The sequence below is a fragment of the Arenimonas terrae genome (assembly GCF_006265115.1).
Taxonomy (GTDB): Bacteria; Pseudomonadota; Gammaproteobacteria; order Xanthomonadales; family Xanthomonadaceae; genus Arenimonas; species Arenimonas terrae.
This window is the reverse complement of sequence record NZ_SMDR01000001.1, coordinates 433,057-449,460: the sequence shown is the minus strand read 5'-3', so window position 1 is coordinate 449,460 and position 16,404 is coordinate 433,057. Positions and strand designations below refer to the sequence as shown.

Genomic DNA, 16,404 nt, shown 5'->3' with positions numbered 1-16,404 from the left:
TCATTTGATGGGCATCTCGGTGGCCTTGGCCAGCGGTTTGCGGCATTGCGCTTCGTACAGGTCGCGCGTGTGGCGCCAGACGTCCTGGCTGCTGGCGCCGACGATGCGGTCCCACCAGGCCTGGCACTGCTTGTCCTCTTCCGGATCGAGCGTGTTCGGGTCGTCGGTTTCGACCACGTAGCCGTCGTTGTTGTTGCGGATGCCGCAGCCGCCGCCGGCGGCGAGGATGGACACCGAACACACCAGCTTCGATCCCGGGCTGCCCGGGATCGGGATCTCGATGCTCTTGGTGGTCTTCTTCACCGCCTCTTCCAGCAGCGAGGTCAGCACGTCCTTGTTCGGCTTCCAGTAGCGGTCGAAGCGCGTGCCTTCGTAGACGAGTGCCGGCTGGCGCTGCATGAAGGTGCCCGACTCCGCCAGCCCCGGCATCTGGAAACCGAACTGGCGATCGTTGCTGGTCGGGTCGGCCAAGCCGCGCTTGACGTCCTCGGGCAGATCGAGCGAACCGTCGGCGCGGAAAAGCTGCAGGCCGCCGGTCGACGGCCTCGCCACCGGCGAGAGTTCCACCGCCTGCATGGTTCGCGACGCCGACGCCGACGGCGGCGGCGACGCGGCGAGCGGCGCGGACGGCGGCGGCTGGCCGACCGGCGCTTCGGGCAGCGGCTCGGGCTCGGGCTCCGGCACGTCGCCCAGGGCGACCTCCGGCTTGATCTTCTTCTTGCGCGGCACTGGCGCGGGCAGCGGCTCCGGTTCCGGCGGCGACGCCACCGACAGGCGTCGGGGTGCCTGCGAAGGCAGCTCGACCGGCGCCGGCGCCGGCGCGACCTCGATGTCGATCTTCGGTGCGGTGGCGACGATGCGCTCGGGCGCCGGCGATTCGACCGGCAGGGTCACCAGCTGCGGTTCGGGCACGTCCAGCACCACCGGCTCGGGTTCCGGAGCGGGCTCCGGCTCGGGTTCAGCGGGCGGCGCGGGTTCCGGCGCCGGCGGGGCTTCCGGCGCGGGCTCGGGCTCGGGCTCGGGCTCGGGCTCGGGCTCGGGCTCGGGCTCGGGCTCGGGCTCGGGCTCGGGTTCGGGTTCGGGTTCGGGTTCGGGAGCCGGCTCCTCCGGTTCGGGTTCCGGAGTCGGTTCGGGCTCGGGTTCTTCCGGCACGGGGGCCGGCACCGGTTCGGGCTCGGGGATGGGCTCCGGCTCCGGAATCGGCTCCGGAATGGGCTCGGGCTCCGGCGGCGGATCCAGGAAGACCAGGGTCGTGATGCGGTCGCGCTCGGGCGGCGTCACGCTGAAGGTGCTGTTGTCGAAAACCCACAACGCCAGCATGTGACCGCCCAGCACCAGCATCAGCACGCCGACGCGGATGCGCAGGGGCAGCGGCTCCGAGCGCGTCGAGAACGACCGCCAACGCCAACGGTACCCGGCTTCGTTGAGCGCCTGTGCCGGATCGAAGTCGTGGTCGTCGCTCACGGGCACCGCGGATGTGGGGAGGGCCGCGAGAGAGTAACGGCCTCCCCCGGAAAGAATCGGTTAAGCGGCGCAGCGGCGCCGGCTCCGTTCAGCCGCGGGCAATATACGGCGCATCGCCGGTGCTGTGGTCGGTGGCGTCGCGCACCGCGGTGACTTCCGGCAGTTTCGCCATCAGGGATTTTTCGATGCCCTGCTTCAGCGTCACGTCGGCCATGCCGCAGCCGTGGCAGCCGCCGCCGAAACGCAGGTAGACCACGCCGTTGGCGTCGATCGAATCCAGCGTCACGCGACCCTTGTGCGACGCCAGCTGCGGATTGACCTCGGAATCGAGCAGCCACTGCACGCGCTCGACCAGCGAGGCGTCGCCCTTGGGCTGGTCGCCCTTGATGCGCGGCGCCTTGATGGTGAGCTGGCCGCCGGTGGCATTGCCGACGAAGTCGATGTCGGCCGAATCGAGGAAGGGCGCGCTGGGCGCGTCCACGTAAAGCGTGAAGCCCTCGCATTCCACCGCCCACTCGTCGCCCAGCAGGTCGCCGTGCTCGGCGAACTCCAGGCGGGCGTCGGCGCGCGGCGTGCCCGGGTTGACGGCGGAGAGGCGGATGCCGACGGCATCGCCGCCCTGGGACTGGAGCAGGCGCTGGAAATAGCCCTGCGCGGATTCGGAGATGTTGATCATGGCGCGCATTGTAGACCCGCGGCCTATACTTTCCCCCAACCGCCACGGAACGCTGTCATGACCTCGATCAATGAACTCGCCTCGCGCCGCTGCCAGCCGCTCAAGGGCGCCCAGCACCGGCTGTCGGAAGAGATGGTCGCCCGTTACCTCGAAGCCCTGCCCGGCTGGGACCTGGTCGAGGACGGCGCCGCCATCCGCAAGACCTTCCGCTTCCCGGACTACTACCGGACGTTGGCCTTTGTGAACGCCCTGGCCTACGTCGCCCACGCCGAAGACCACCACCCGGACCTGGGCGTGCACTACGACCGCGCGGTGGTGCGCTATTCCACCCACGACGTGGGCGGGCTGAGCGAAAACGATTTCATCTGCGCCGCCAGGGCGGAGCGGCTGTAATCCGGCTCAGACCAGGCGGTCGAGCACGGCGGTGAGGTCGTCGCTCAGCGGCGCATTGATCAGGTAGGGCATCTTGCCCTTGTCGAGGGCGAACTCGATCGAGGCGGCATGCAGGAACAGCCGCTTCAGCCCGACCTGCTGGGCCAGGCGCTTGTTCGCTTCCTCGTCGCCGTACTTGTCGTCACCGGCCACCGGATGGCCCAGGTGCGCGGCGTGCACGCGGATCTGGTGCGTGCGCCCGGTCTCGATCCGCACTTCGCAGTAACTGTGGCCACCGCGGCGCTCGAGCACCTTGAAGTGGCTGACCGAGGGTTTGCCGGCCGGGTCCACGCGCACGGAGCGCTCGCCGCCCTGCAGCACCGACTTCTGCAGCGGCGCATCCACCGTCAGCGTGCCGTTGGGCACGCGGCCGACCAGCAGCGCCAGATAGCGCTTGCCCGGGCCTTCGTCGTCCTCGCCGGCGCGCATCAGCGCCTGGAGCTCCAGCAGCGCCGAGCGCTTCTTGGCGACGATGATCACGCCCGAGGTGTCGCGGTCGAGCCGGTGCACCAGCTCCAGCGGCTCGCCCGGGCGCAGGGCCCGCAGCGACTCGATCAGGCCGTGGCTGATGCCGCTGCCGCCGTGGGTGGCCAGGCCGCTGGGTTTGTTCACGGCCAGCAGGGCCTTGTCCTCGAACACGATGCTGGCGGCCAGGCGGTCGAGCAGCCCCTTCGGGACCGGGCGGGCCTCCCCGGCCTCGTTCAGTTTCACCGGCGGGATCCGGACCTCGTCGCCCCCGGCCAGGCGGCTGTCGGCCTTGGCCCGCTTGCCGTTGATGCGGACCTGGCCGCTGCGCACGAGCTTGTAGACCAGGCTCCGCGGCGCGCCCTTGAGCTGCAGCAGCAGGAAATTGTCCAGGCGCTGGCCGTCCCGGTCTTCCGGGACCTTGACCATCCTGACGCCGGTGGACGCTTCATTTGCCGCCATGGGGGTTCCGCCTATACAATCGCTTCGCGAGATAACGTCCTGATTTCGCTGGGGGTGTCGGCCGAAAGCCGCCCACCCGCGAATCCCGAGGAACCGCTACCACACCCCACGGGGGTGACCATGTTAGCCGGTGCCGAAGGCAGACGGATATCGCCGCGAACCCCCGGGTCCGCGAACACCGGATCGCGCTCGGCGCGCCCCGGGCCCCTCTACCGAACAAAACACAACAAGCGCTCCCGCGGGTACGCCCAAGGTAATGAAGCGCTGGAAGTTCCTGCCAGGCCTGGGTGCGCAACGCGCCCCGGGTCGGAAACATCGGGCGCGGACCCCGGCGTTCCTCGCGGTAAGAGCGCGTGAGGACACCAGACAATGAAGCGTATGTTGATCAATGCCACGCAGGCCGAAGAGCTGCGCGTGGCGATCGTCGATGGCCAGAACCTTTACGACATCGACATCGAGCAGCCCTCGAAAGAGCAGAAGAAGTCCAATATCTACAAGGGCCGCATCGTCCGCCTCGAGCCCTCGCTTGAAGCGGCTTTCGTGGAATACGGCGGCGAGCGCCACGGCTTCCTGCCGCTGAAGGAAATCTCCCGCGACTACTTCGTGCCCGGCGTCGACCCGAACAAGGCCGGCCTGAAGGAATTCCTGCGCGAAGGCCAGGAAGTGGTGGTCCAGGTCGACAAGGAAGAGCGTGGCAACAAGGGCGCCGCCCTGACCACGTTCATCTCCCTGGCCGGCCGCTACATGGTGCTGATGCCGAACTCGCCCACCGCCGGCGGCGTCTCGCGCCGCGTCGAGGGCGACGACCGCCAGGCCCTGAAAGAGGCCATGGACGCCCTGACCATCCCCGACGACATGGGCGTGATCATCCGCACCGCCGGCGTCGGCCGCGCCGCCGACGAGCTGCAGTGGGACCTCGATTACCTGCTGCAGGTCTGGAAGTCGATCACCGATGCCGCCCTGGCCAAGCCGGCGCCCTTCCTGATCTACCAGGAATCGCGCCTGATCATCCGCGCCCTGCGCGACTACCTGCGCGCCGACGTCGGCGAGATCCTGGTCGACACCCGCGAGATGTACGACGAGGCCAAGGACTTCATGGCCTCGGTGATGCCGCAGAACCTGCGCAAGCTCAAGTTCTACGAAGACCCGACGCCGCTGTTCAACCGCTACCAGATCGAGTCGCAGATCGAAGGCGCCTACGAGCGCCAGGTGCGCCTGCCCTCGGGCGGCAGCATCGTCGTCGACCAGACCGAAGCGCTGACCGCGATCGACGTCAACTCCTCGCGCGCCACCAAGGGCAGCGACATCGAAGAGACCGCGTTCAACACCAACCTGGAAGCCGCCGACGAAGTTGCCCGCCAGATGCGCCTGCGCGACCTGGGCGGCCTGGTGGTGATCGACTTCATCGACATGTCCTCCGGCAAGCACCAGCGCCTGGTCGAAGAGCGCCTGCAGCACGCCCTGAAGCAGGACCGTGCGCGCGTGCAGATCGGCCGCATCTCGCGCTTCGGCCTGCTGGAGATGAGCCGCCAGCGCCTGCGTCCGTCGCTGGGCGAATCCAGCCAGATCGTCTGCCCGCGCTGCGAAGGCCACGGCCGCATGCGCAGCGTCGAATCGCTGTCGCTGAGCATCCTTCGCCTGGCCGAAGAGCACGCGATGAAGGAGAACACCGGGCAGGTGCTGGTCCAGGCCCCGCCGGAGATCGCCAACTACCTGCTCAACGAAAAGCGCCGCGCCCTGGTCGAAATCGAGACCCGGCACGACGCGCCCGTGGTGGTCGTCGCTGACGACCAGCTCGAGACGCCGCACTTCAACATCAGCCGCGTGCGCGAGAACGAACTGGGCGAAGAAACCAGCAAGCCCAGTTACCACCGCACCACGCCGCGCAAGCTGGCGGTGCACTCGCTGACCAAGGCCCATATCAACGTGCCCGACCTGCCGGCTGTCACCGCCGTGCGCCCGCCGAACCCGGCGCCGGTGCGCGAGGAAGCCGAGCCCGAAGTCGCGCCCGCCCCGGTGTTCGCCAATACCGCGCCGGCGCCCAAGCGCGGCTTCTTCTCGCGCCTGATGGCCGTGTTCACCGGCGACGAAACCCCGGCCGCGGCGGCCCCGGCGCAGCCGGCCCGCCCGGAACGCGGCGAGCGCAACGATCGCGGCGGCAATGGCGGCCGTCGCGACCGCAACGACCGCAATGGCCGTGGCCGCGATCGTGGCGACCGCGGTGAGCGTGGTGACCGCGGCGAACGCGGCAACAAGCCGGCGCAGCCGCAGGCCCAGGGCAAGCCGCAGCAGCCGCCGCAACAGCAGGCCAAGGCGCCCAAGCCCGAGCGCACTGAAGAGCAGAAGAAGCTCGACGAGATCAAGCGCCTCGAGGCGCAGGTCCGCCGCGAAGAGCAGCAGAAGAAGGAAGCCGAACGCCGCGAACAGCAGCGCCAGGAAAACATCAAGCGCGAACAGGAGCGCCGCGAGGCCCGCGCTGCCCGCCTGGCCGCGCAGGCCGCCGCCAGCGGCGGTGAACTGGCCGAGGGCGAAGCGCCGGTCGCGCCGGTTGTCGACGCCGATGGCCAGCCGGTCGCGGGCGTGGAGAACAGCGCCGCGCCGGGCACCGACGCCGCCAATGCCGAAGGCAGCGGCCGCCGCCGCCGCGGCCGTCGCGGTGGCCGTCGCCGCCGTCGTCCGGACGGCAGCCCGGAAACCGCCGAGAACGCGATGGGCGGCGAAGGCCAGCTCGCCGACAACGACGCCGACTACGAAGACGAAGAGCCGGAACTGCAGGACGCCGCCACCCCGCGTGCCGCTGCCGCGCCGACCGTGACCGCCGCCGAGTCCGACTTCGACGACCTGGGTCCTGCACCCATGGCCGCGCCGAAGCCGGCTGCGCCGGTCGCCACCCCGGTTCCGATGGCCATGCCGGCCATCGCGCCTGTCGTGGCCGCCGTGGTGCCGACCCAGACGCCGCAGGAAGCGCCGGTCACCCCGACACCGCAGCCGCAGCCTGTGCCGACACCGGTGCCCGCACCGACGCCGGAACCGGCGCCCGCCCCGGCCCCGGCGCCAGCACCGATTCCGACCCCCGTGCCGGTGCCCGAACCCGCGCCCTCGCCTGCCCCGACGCCGGTGGCACCGGTGGCCACCGCCGTGCCGGTGCAGGCCAGCCTGATCCCGGCCGAACCGGAGCCGCAGCCGGTGGCGCCCGCCGCCCCGGTGAACCCGTTCCTGCGCACGCAGCCGGCCGTGTTCGACGCGCCGCCGCCCTACGAGGCCAAGCGCGAAACGCCCGTCGCCGAAGCCGCGCCGGGAACTCCGGCCGACGACGCGGACGCCATCCCGCCGCCGTCCAACTGGACGCTGGAAGGCGGCGACGAGCCGCCCCAGCCGGGCAAGCCGGGTTGATCGAAAGGGCGCCGCAAGGCGCCCTTTCCTTTTGCGCCGCTCAGATCGCGTAGACCGGATCGGAGACGCCGTGCCGCGTGGCCAGCCGCGCCAGCGCCACCGTGTCCTTGATGCCCAGCTTCTCGAACAGGCGGTACTTGTGCGTGGCCACCGTCTTGCCGCTCAGGCTCAGGCGCTTGCCGATCTCCTCCATGCGCATGCCGTGGCACAGCATGCGCGCGACCTCGAGCTCGCGCGGCGACAGCAGGTCGAAGGGCGTACCGTCGCCGGAGATCTTCGCCAGCGCCATGTGCTGGGCCACGTGACTGGCCAGATAGCGCCGGCCGCGGAACACTTCGCGGATGGCCTTCACCAGCTCCTGCGCGTCGCAGCCCTTGCCCAGGTAGCCGCTGGCGCCGGCTTCGATCAACCGGCGCGGCATCGGCCCGTCTTCCTGCACCGACACGATCAGCACGCGGGCACCGGAGTCGCCGCGCACGATGCGTTCGGTCACGTCCAGGCCGCTGATGCCTGGCAGGTGCAGGTCGCACAGCACGACGTCGGGCTTGATGCGGCGGATGAGCGGCAGGCCCTCTTCGCCGCTGCCGGATTCGCCAACGACTTCGATGTCCTTTTCCTGCTGCAGGATCAGCCGGTAACCGGTGCGCACCAGCGCATGGTCGTCCAGCAGAAATACTCGGATCATGTTCGCGCTCCCCATTGGCACGACCCCACGCTAGCGACCGGCGGCCCCGGCAGCCAGCGCACTTGGCTGGCGGACGGGTAGGAATTGATCGGTGCCGGGGCGGCGGGATCATCATGCGTCGCGACGGAGCGAACCGCGCATGAGGGCCCGAGCTTGGCTCCATTCGCTAACGCCATTAGCGATACTGCATCAGCATCGGCGCGGGCGGGTTTTCGCAGGCTAGGATGACCGCGTAGCCCCTTCTGGAAGGCCGATGACGCTGCGTCGGAAACTGCAGTTGTTGGCGATGTCGCTGCTGCTGCCGGCCGTGCTGCTGGCCTGCACCCATGTCTTCGTGGCCGCGCTGATGCGCGTGGGCGACAGCGACCGCGCTATCGTCTGGGCCCAGGGTGAACCGTCGGCCATCGCCGCCGTGCGACGACAGGTGGAATCGAACCAGGATTTCCGCAATGGGCGCGTGGAAATTCCGGCTTTGCCGCGTTACCGCCCCGCCGACTGCGCGCCGGAGGCCGTCGAGCTGTCGTTCGGCGGCCTTGGCGCGCACGACGCCCAGGCTGCGCGCGACGCGCTGGAATCGCACGCCGAACAGGGCGGGCTGCAGATCTGCGCCACCGACATCTTCCTGCTCAACGACACCCGCACCGATGACGCCGCCGGCCGCGCGCGCTTCGTCGCGATGCACCTGCTGCTTTACCTTGTAGTTCCCGGCGGCGTCGCGCTGTGCGTGTTCTGGATGTTCCGTGAACAGTTCGCGCTGCCGGCGCCCTTCCCCGCCGGTTCGGCGGCACGCGGCCTTGCCTGGGGCCTGGCCGCCCTTCCCGCACTGGTCGCGATGGCCGCCGCCATCAACCTCGCCTTCGGCCTGCCCTGGCCCGGCGACCGTCCCGGCCTGGCGCCGGGCACGGACGCCGCGACGGTGGGCATGGTGCTGGCGCTCGTCGCGCTGTCGCCGCTGTTCGAGGAAACCGCCTGCCGCGGCTGGCTGATCCCGCTGGCCGAACGCGCGATCGGCCCCTGGGCCGCGGCGGCCCTGTCGAGCTTCGTGTTCGCGGCATCCCACCTGCCGGCGTCGGAACGCGAGTGGGGGTTGGGCCTGATGCTGGGCGCGGTCTGCTCGCTGCTGTACCTGCGCACGCGGTCGCTGTGGGCGCCGATCACCGCGAACGCGGGTTTCAGCCTGCTGATGCTCGCGGCGAGCACGGCGCTGCGCTGAAAGATGGCGGAGAGAGTGGGATTCGAACCCACGGAAGGTTTGACCCTTCGGCGGTTTTCAAGACCGCTGCCTTAAACCACTCGGCCATCTCTCCGTTGTTCCACAAAACCGTTCCACGCGCTGCGGCGGGCGATACATATCTATGTATCCGCGGCCGCCCTGCCCCGGCGGCCGCGCCGCGATTCTACGCGTGCGCCTTGACCGGCGCGCCATTGCCGGGCGCCTTGGGCTTCTCGCAGGGCACGCCGCCGGGCGTGCCGCATTTCAGGCGCGTGTCTTCGATCAGAGTGGGCAAGCGCTCGGCCAGGAAGTCGATGAACACGCGCACCGCCGGCAGCAGGCCGCGGCGCGACGGGTAGATCGCGTGGCAGATGCCCTGCGGCAGGTTCCATTGCGGCAGCACCACCTCGAGCTCGCCGCGGCGGATCGATTCGGCGCAGGTCAGCTCGGGCAGCAGCACCACGCCCATGCCTTCGCGCGCGGCCGCCATCAGCAGCGGGAAGTCGTGCGCCATCAGGGTCGGGTGCAGGTCCACCTTCTGCACCTGGCCGTCGGGGCCGTGCAGGGTCCAGCGCTGGCGGCTGTCGTCCTCGCTCATGCTCAGCGTGGTGTGGTGGGCCAGGTCGCTGGGCAGCTGCGGGCGGCCGATGCGGTCGAGGTAGCGCGGGCTGGCCACCAGCAGTTCGCGCAGCTGGCCGAAGCTGCGGGCCACCATCTCGCCGTCGTCGGTGAGCTGGCTGCGCACGCGGATGGCGATGTCGAAACCTTCCTGGATCACGTCCACGCGGCGGTTGCTGACGTGCAGCTGCACGCGCACCTGCGGATGCTTTTTCATGAAGTCGGGCAGGATCGGGCCCAGCACTTCCTGGGCGATCGCCACCGGGCAGCTGACCTTGATGCTGCCGCGCGGCGTGGCGCTGACGCGGTCCACCGCCTCGCGCGCGGCCTGGGCCTCGGCCAGCATGGTCTGGGCGTGGCGGTACACGCTCTGGCCGACGTCGGTGACGGCGAACTTGCGGGTGCTCCGCTGCAGCAGGCGCACGCCGAGCTCGGTTTCCAGCTGGGCGATGCGGCGGCTCAGGCGGCTCTTGGGTATGCCCAGGGCGCGTTCGGCGGCGGCGAAACCGCCGTGTTCGACCACCATGGCGTAGAACTGCAGGTCGTTGAGGTCCGGGTGGTTCATCCGATGCGCTCCTGGTTGCCCATGTAGGGCCGCAGTACTTCGGGGACGACGATGCTGCCGTCGGCCTGCTGGTAGTTCTCCATCACCGCGATCAGGCAGCGGCCGACGGCCACGCCCGAACCGTTCAGGGTATGCACGGGTTCCGGCTTGCCGGTGGCCGGGTTGCGCCAGCGGGCCTGCATGCGCCGGGCCTGGAAATCGCCGCAGTTCGAGCAGCTGCTGATCTCGCGGTAGGTGTCCTGCGACGGCAGCCAGACTTCCAGGTCGTAAGTCTTGATGGCGCCGAAGCCCATGTCGCCGGTGCACAGCAGCACCTTGCGGTAAGGCAGGCCCAGTTTTTCCAGCACCACTTCCGCACACCGGGTCATCCGCTCGTGCTCTTCCTCGGATTCTTCGGGCCTCGCGATGGAAACCAGTTCCACCTTTTCGAACTGGTGCTGGCGGATCATGCCGCGGGTGTCGCGGCCGTGGCTGCCGGCCTCGGCGCGGAAGCACAGCGAATGCGCGCTCATGCGCAGCGGCAGCTGGGCGTCCTCGACGATGCTGTCGCGCACGATATTGGTCAGCGGCACTTCGCTGGTCGGGATCAGGTAGCGCCGGCTGTCGCCCACGTCGGTGGCGAACAGGTCTTCCTCGAACTTGGGCAGCTGGCCGGTGCCGCGCAGGCTGTCGGCGTTGACGATCAGCGGCACATTGGTTTCCAGGTAGCCGTGTTCGCCGGTGTGCAGGTCGAGCATGAACTGGGCCAGGGCGCGGTGCAGGCGCGCCAGCGGGCCGCGCAGCACGGTGAAGCGGGCGCCGCTGAGCTTGGCGGCGGTGTCGCCGTCGAGCCAGCCGTCGCGGGCGCCGAGTTCGACGTGGTCCTTGACCGCGAAGTCGAAGGCGCGCGGCGTGCCCCAGCGGTGGATTTCCTTGTTCTGGGTCTCGTCGCTGCCCAGCGGCACCGAGGCGTGCGGGATGTTCGGGATGGTCAGCGCGATCCGGTCGAGCTCGGCGCGGATCTGCTCCAGGCGCTCTTCCGACGCCTTGAGCTCGTCGGCGATGCCGGCGACTTCAGACATCAGCGCAGTGGTGTCCTCGCCCTTGCCCTTGGCCATGCCGATCGCCTTGGAGCGCGTGTTGCGCAGGTTCTGCAGCTCCTGGGTGCGGGTCTGCAGCTGTTTGCGCTCGGCCTCCAGGCGCTCGAGCGTGGCCACGTCCAGGTCGTAGCCGCGGGTGGCCTTCAGGCGCGCGGCGGTGTCGGCGAGCTGGCCGCGCAGCAGGGTCGGGTCGAGCATGGGGTCATTCCATAAATGAAACGGGACGCGGCATTATCGCCGCGCCCTGCCCGCCCATGCAACGAAAATCCCGAGTCAATCCGGGGGCAGAGTGCATTTATTTGGCCGACGCGGCCAAGATAAATGCACTCTGACCCCGGATTTCAGCGGAGCTCGCGGCGGAGGATCTTGCCGACGGCGGACTTGGGCAGGCTTTCGCGGAACTCGATGGCCTTGGGCTGCTTGTAGCCGGTGAGGTTCTTGCGGCAGTGGGTGCGCAGGTCGTCCTCGCTCAGGGCCGGGTCGCGGCGCACCACCACCAGGCGCACCGCCTCGCCGCACTTCTCGTCGGGCATGCCGACCACGGCCGCTTCCAGCACCCCCGGATGCAGGGCCACCACGTCCTCGACCTCGTTCGGGAAGACGTTGAAGCCCGAGACCAGGATCATGTCCTTGCGGCGGTCGAGCAGGAAGTAATAGCCCTGCGCGTCCTGGCGGGCGATGTCGCCGGTGCGGAACCAGCCGCCGTCGAAGAAGGCCTGCGCGGTCTCACCGGGCTGGTTCCAGTAGCCGGTGGTCATCTGCGGGCCGCGGGCGCAGAGCTCGCCGGCTTCGCCCGGCGGCACCTCCACCCCGTTCTCGTCGCGCAGGCTGATCTCGACCTCGCCCAGGGCCAGGCCGATCGAGCCGACCGGGTTGGGCGCGTCCCAGCGGTTGTAGGTGATGGCCGCGCTGGTTTCCGACAGGCCGTAACCTTCCACCACGTCCTTGCCGGTGAGCTGCTTCCAGCGTTCGGCGGTGCCGCGGCGCAGCGCGGTGCCGCCCTGCAGGCAGAGCTTGAGGCCGGACAGATCGAGCTTCGCAAAATCCGGATGGTTCATCAGCGCGTCGTACAGGGTGTTCACGCCGGAGAAGAAGGCCGGCTTCACCCGGTCCAGCGTGGCGACCAGGCCGGGGATGTCGCGCGGGTTGGTCACCAGCTCGGCACGGTAGCCATGCACCATCGTGAACAGCAGGTTGGTGTAGGCGGCGATGTGGTAGATCGGCAGGCAGATCACGAAATCGTCGGTGGCCGGGTCCATCGCGTAACCGAAACACTGCTCGGCCGCGGCCACGTTGGCGATCAGGGCCCGGTGCGGCAGGATCGCGCCCTTCGACAGCCCGGTGGTGCCGCCGGTGTACTGCAGCTGCGCGGTGTCGGTGGCCTTGGCGGACGACACCACGCGCGGAAGCTTGCTGCCCGCCGCCAGCGCCGCCGGCCAGCGGATCGCGCCGGGAATGGCGAAGGCCGGGATCATCTTCTTCACCCGCTTGAGCATGAAGTCCACGATCAGCGACTTCGGCCAGCGCAGCATGTCGCCGACGCGGGTGGTGATGACGTGTTCGACGGGCGTGCCCGGCAGCGCTTCCTGCGCGACGGCGCCGAAGTTGTCCAGCACCGCCAGCACGCGCGCGCCGGAGTCGGCGAGCTGGTGCCTGAGCTCGCGCGCGGTGTACATCGGGTTCACCAGCACCGCGACCAGGTCCGCGCGCTGCACGCCCAGCACCGCCACCGGGTACTGCAGCAGGTTGGGCAGCATGATCGCGACGCGGTCGCCGGGCTGCAGCTTCAGGTCGTGGCGCAGGTAGGCGGCGAAATCGGCGCTCTGCCGGTCTATGTCGGCGAAGCTGAGCGATTGCCCCAGGTTGCTGAAGGCGGTCCGGTTTCCATGGCGCTGGCAGCAGTCGATCAGCAGCTGCGGCAGCGTGTGGCCGGCGTCGAAGGCGCGGCTGGCGACGTTGCGGAAGTCCGGCTGCGCGAGCACGGACACCTGGTTGCGGCCGAACGGCTGGGTCATGGCGCCCTCCCCTGAGCAGGCTTCACCTTACCCGCGGGGTGGCGCCGGGCCAAGCCGGGGCGCAGGCGCACCCCGACCAGGCCGACGGGCGTCAGGCGCCCTTGCGGCTCAGCCACCAGGCCATCGGCAGGCCGGCCAGGAACCAGCCGGTCACGGTGCCGATCAGGCTGCCCAGGGTGAAGGCGTCACCGAAGCGATACCAGTTCCAGTACGGCACGCTGATCACCAGCCAGGCGAACAGGCCCAGCGCGGTGGCGATGGCCAGGCGCTTGCCGAAACCGAACGGCGCCAGCGCCAGGATCCAGGCCGCCAGCAGGGCCGAGACGAGGTTGGTCGCGAATTCCTTGCCCAGCTGCGGCCCCATGGCCATGCCGTCGCGGCCGACCGGCTGGTAGAAGATCACCGCGTTCGGGTTGGCCGTGGCCTTGGCCGAATAGGCGGCAACGGCGGCGGCGTCCTCGTACTTGTCCGGCGCGAGACCCGGCACGTGGTACACGCCCTCCTGCGCCGGCAGCCCGTCCTTGAGCGCGGCCATCACCACATCCTCGTTGACCGCCTGCCCGTGCCCCATCTCGCCGACGGGCAGGATCATGTGCGACACGAAACCCCAGAAGAACAGCACGGTGCCGCCGAGCAGGGCGGCGATGAGCAGACGCATGGTTTGTCTCCTTCCCCAAGGAGGCTTGAGCCTACGCCCGGGCGACGAACGCGACAACTCCGTGCGGGTTGCGGCTTGGACTACTGAACCGCCACCTCAGTTGCGCCGAAGCTCGAATCAAGTGACCCTGACCCCGATTAACCGGAGAAACCTGTTGATGATTGGCGCGCGCAAGGTGATCGCAGTCGGGCTCCTCATCGGGGCATTGCTCCCCGCTCTCCTGTATTCCGCGCTCTATCGGCACGCGGAGGGTCCGGTGCCTGTCGCCCTGCCGGTGACGATGGGTCTGGTCGTGCTGGCACGGATGCTGTTCGTAACCTATCTCGTGCCATGGGTGTTTTGGCGGGTGTCGCGGGGAAGCCGATGGTCGTTCGTTCGCGGCCTGGCGCCAGCGACCGCTGTCCTCGTGCTTGCCTTCGTGGGGTGGGTCTGGACCCGTGCAATCCAATGGGAACTGGCGATTGCGGCATCGCCGATGAACCGCGTCGGCAACGTCGTGGACGCGCCGGCGTTGGCAGCGGTCCGGATGGACGAAGTGTTGCCCGCGTACGTGTGTGCGATCACCCTGTCCGTGTGGGCACACCTGACGCGGGAGGAGGCATCGCGTGGTACGTTCGCGCGGATTCAGTGGTACTTCGTCCTCGCGCTGGCCTCCTCCTTGTTTGCCGCGTGGCTCGCCATTTGGCTCGATACCGCCATCTCAGTTCTCGGTTGATAAATGCTCCGGCGGCGAATGTGGACTTCGGATTCAACTTAAGCCAGTGATTGCCGCAGCCCAGTCGCCGTGCCAGAAGGACTCTTGTGCCGCTTCGCCGTTGATCCCAGCCATCGGCGCCTAGGTGCTCATCTGCCTTACGCTCAACCCCCAACGCCATCCTATCGACCAGGATTTCGTGGACAGATGCGAAATCAACCCGACTTGATGACATCGGCCAAGCGCGCGCCCGCCCATACCAGGAAGAACCCACCCACCAGCGTCAGCCCGAGATACCCCGCCAGCACACCGGCCTTCGCCCCACGCGCCATCATCAGGCACTCCAGCGTCAGGGCGGAGTAAGTGGTCAGACCGCCAAGCACGCCGACGATCAGAAAGGCGCGCAGGTAGAGCGCGCTGGGGCCCCGGCCTTCCAGCCACACCAGCAGGAAACCCGCGGCGAAGCTGCCGAGCAGGTTCACCGCCAGCGTGCCCCAGGGCATCCCATCGCCGAGCTGGCGCAGCAGCCAGCCGCCGATCAGGTGCCGGGCGCCGGCACCGAGGGCGCCGCCGGCCATCACCAGCCACAGCAGGCTCCAGTTCACCGCTTCTTCGCCTGGGCGGCTTCGCGCGCGGCGCGCAGGCGGTCGAGTTTTTCCTTGAGCTTGATCTCGAGGCCGCGTTCGACCGGCTCGTAATACACGCGTTCACCCATCGCGTCCGGGAACGCCGTCTGGTCCAGGGCGATGCCGTCGGGCGCGTCGTGGTCGTACTGGTAGCCGCTGCCGTAGCCCAGTTCCCTCATCAGCCTGGTCGGCGCGTTGCGCAGATGCAGCGGCACGTCCTGGGTGCCGTGTTCGCGAACGTCGGCCTGCGCCGCCTTGAAGGCGACGTAGCCGGCGTTGGATTTGGCGCAGCTGGCCAGGTAGATCACGAGCTGCGCGAGGGCGAGGTCGCCTTCCGGGCTGCCCAGGCGGTCGTAAGTGGCCCAGGCTTCGATGGCCATCTGCAGGGCGCGCGGGTCGGCCAGGCCGACGTCTTCCACGGCCATGCGGGTCATGCGCCGGGCCAGGTAGTGCGGGTCGCAGCCGCCGTCGAGCATGCGGGTGAACCAGTACAGCGCGGCGTCGGGGTTGGAGCTGCGCACGGATTTGTGCAGGGCCGAGATCTGGTCGTAGAACTGTTCGCCCTGCTTGTCGAAGCGGCGGGTGCGGTCGGCCAGCACCTGCACCAGGGTGGCCTGGGTGATGCGGCCGCCTTCGTCGGCGGCCAGTTCGGCGGCGATCTCGAGCAGGGTCAGGCCACGGCGCACGTCACCGTCGGCGGCGCCGGCGATTTCGCGCAGGCGTTCGTCGTCGACTTCGATGCCCTGCCCGCCCAGGCCGCGGGTTTCATCGGCCAGCGCGCGCTTCAGGGCCTGGACGATGTCGTCCTGCGACACCGCTTCCAGCACATGCACGCGGCAGCGCGACAGCAGCGCCGAGTTGAGCTCGAAGCTGGGATTTTCGGTGGTGGCGCCGACGAACAGGATGCTGCCGCGTTCGATATGCGGCAGGAAGGCGTCCTGCTGCACCTTGTTGAAGCGGTGCACCTCGTCCACGAACAGCACGGTCTTGCGGCCTTCGTTGAAGCGCTGCTCGGCCGCGGCCAGCACCTCGCGCACCTGCGGCAGGCCGGAGAGCACCGCGGAGATGGCGATGAACTCGGCTTCGGCGTAACGCGCCAGCAGCAGCGCGAGCGTGGTCTTGCCGCAGCCCGGTGGGCCCCAGAGGATCATCGAATGCATGCGGCCGGATTCGACCGCGCGGCGCAGCGCGCTGCCCGGCGACAGCAGGCGGCGCTGGCCGACCATTTCGTCCAGCGTGGCCGGGCGCATGCGCTCGGCCAGGGGCTTCAGGCCCTCGGGCGGCTGGAACAGGGAGGTGTCGCTGGCGGGTTTTTTCTTGGCCACGCGGGCATTCTCGCCGGAAAGGCGATGCCCGGCG

General features: G+C 69.3%; 14 protein-coding genes and 1 tRNA gene. 4 read left to right on the top strand and 11 right to left on the bottom strand.

Features of this window, described 5'->3' with window-relative positions:
• Both E1B00_RS15505 and E1B00_RS02080 read right to left on the bottom strand, forming a co-directional pair.
• Positions 1-1,464 carry a hypothetical protein gene (locus tag E1B00_RS15505; RefSeq protein ID WP_176693084.1) on the bottom strand — a complete coding sequence of 488 codons (1,464 nt, stop codon included), beginning with the start codon at positions 1,462-1,464 and terminating at the stop codon, positions 1-3.
• 88 nt (positions 1,465-1,552) lie between these two features.
• Positions 1,553-2,140: an NfuA family Fe-S biogenesis protein gene (locus tag E1B00_RS02080; RefSeq protein WP_139445126.1), complete on the bottom strand. Its 588-nt coding sequence runs from the start codon at positions 2,138-2,140 to the stop codon at positions 1,553-1,555.
• Positions 2,141-2,197: 57 nt separating this feature from the next.
• Between E1B00_RS02080 and E1B00_RS02075 the strand changes: the two genes are divergently transcribed.
• Complete coding sequence (locus E1B00_RS02075) at positions 2,198-2,533, top strand: 4a-hydroxytetrahydrobiopterin dehydratase (RefSeq protein ID WP_139445124.1); 336 nt, start codon at positions 2,198-2,200, stop codon at positions 2,531-2,533.
• A gap of 6 nt (positions 2,534-2,539) precedes the next feature.
• On the opposite strand, the gene E1B00_RS02070 is transcribed toward E1B00_RS02075, so the two are convergent.
• Positions 2,540-3,499 carry an RluA family pseudouridine synthase gene (locus E1B00_RS02070; protein WP_139445122.1) on the bottom strand — a complete coding sequence of 320 codons (960 nt, stop codon included), beginning with the start codon at positions 3,497-3,499 and terminating at the stop codon, positions 2,540-2,542.
• Between the two features lie 369 nt (positions 3,500-3,868).
• Between E1B00_RS02070 and E1B00_RS02065 the strand changes: the two genes are divergently transcribed.
• On the top strand, positions 3,869-6,892 hold the full coding sequence (locus E1B00_RS02065; protein WP_139445120.1) for an Rne/Rng family ribonuclease: 3,024 nt from the start codon (positions 3,869-3,871) through the stop codon (positions 6,890-6,892).
• Positions 6,893-6,932: 40 nt separating this feature from the next.
• Here the strand turns inward: E1B00_RS02065 and E1B00_RS02060 are convergent, their stop codons facing one another.
• Complete coding sequence (locus E1B00_RS02060; protein ID WP_139445118.1) at positions 6,933-7,577, bottom strand: response regulator; 645 nt, start codon at positions 7,575-7,577, stop codon at positions 6,933-6,935.
• A gap of 253 nt (positions 7,578-7,830) precedes the next feature.
• Here E1B00_RS02060 and E1B00_RS02055 point away from each other — a divergent pair, with 253 nt between their 5' ends.
• Positions 7,831-8,790, top strand: a complete 960-nt coding sequence (locus E1B00_RS02055; protein ID WP_139445116.1) for a CPBP family intramembrane glutamic endopeptidase — start codon at positions 7,831-7,833, stop codon at positions 8,788-8,790.
• A 4-nt stretch (positions 8,791-8,794) separates the two neighbouring features.
• Here E1B00_RS02055 and E1B00_RS02050 read toward each other — a convergent pair.
• From E1B00_RS02050 to E1B00_RS02030, 5 genes are all read right to left on the bottom strand, one after another.
• A tRNA-Ser gene (locus E1B00_RS02050) sits at positions 8,795-8,884 on the bottom strand.
• 90 nt (positions 8,885-8,974) lie between these two features.
• On the bottom strand, positions 8,975-9,973 hold the full coding sequence (locus E1B00_RS02045; RefSeq protein WP_139445114.1) for a LysR substrate-binding domain-containing protein: 999 nt from the start codon (positions 9,971-9,973) through the stop codon (positions 8,975-8,977).
• A complete protein-coding gene (serS, locus tag E1B00_RS02040) occupies positions 9,970-11,250 on the bottom strand; it encodes a serine--tRNA ligase (RefSeq protein WP_139445112.1) in 1,281 nt (426 codons plus the stop codon). The genes E1B00_RS02045 and serS overlap by 4 nt, the downstream gene beginning before the upstream one ends.
• 143 nt (positions 11,251-11,393) lie before the next feature.
• Positions 11,394-13,067: an AMP-binding protein gene (locus E1B00_RS02035; RefSeq protein ID WP_139445110.1), complete on the bottom strand. Its 1,674-nt coding sequence runs from the start codon at positions 13,065-13,067 to the stop codon at positions 11,394-11,396.
• A gap of 91 nt (positions 13,068-13,158) precedes the next feature.
• Positions 13,159-13,725 (bottom strand): hypothetical protein, encoded by a 567-nt coding sequence (locus E1B00_RS02030; RefSeq protein WP_139445109.1) that lies wholly within the window; start codon positions 13,723-13,725, stop codon positions 13,159-13,161.
• A 121-nt stretch (positions 13,726-13,846) separates the two neighbouring features.
• Between E1B00_RS02030 and E1B00_RS02025 the strand changes: the two genes are divergently transcribed.
• Positions 13,847-14,440, top strand: coding sequence for a hypothetical protein (locus E1B00_RS02025; RefSeq protein ID WP_139445107.1), 594 nt, complete (start codon positions 13,847-13,849; stop codon positions 14,438-14,440).
• Positions 14,441-14,634: 194 nt separating this feature from the next.
• On the opposite strand, the gene E1B00_RS02020 is transcribed toward E1B00_RS02025, so the two are convergent.
• Both E1B00_RS02020 and E1B00_RS02015 read right to left on the bottom strand, forming a co-directional pair.
• Positions 14,635-14,997, bottom strand: coding sequence for a CrcB family protein (locus E1B00_RS02020; protein ID WP_139447643.1), 363 nt, complete (start codon positions 14,995-14,997; stop codon positions 14,635-14,637).
• A 23-nt stretch (positions 14,998-15,020) separates the two neighbouring features.
• Positions 15,021-16,295 carry a replication-associated recombination protein A gene (locus E1B00_RS02015; protein WP_176693172.1) on the bottom strand — a complete coding sequence of 425 codons (1,275 nt, stop codon included), beginning with the start codon at positions 16,293-16,295 and terminating at the stop codon, positions 15,021-15,023.
• Positions 16,296-16,404: the final 109 nt, after the last annotated feature.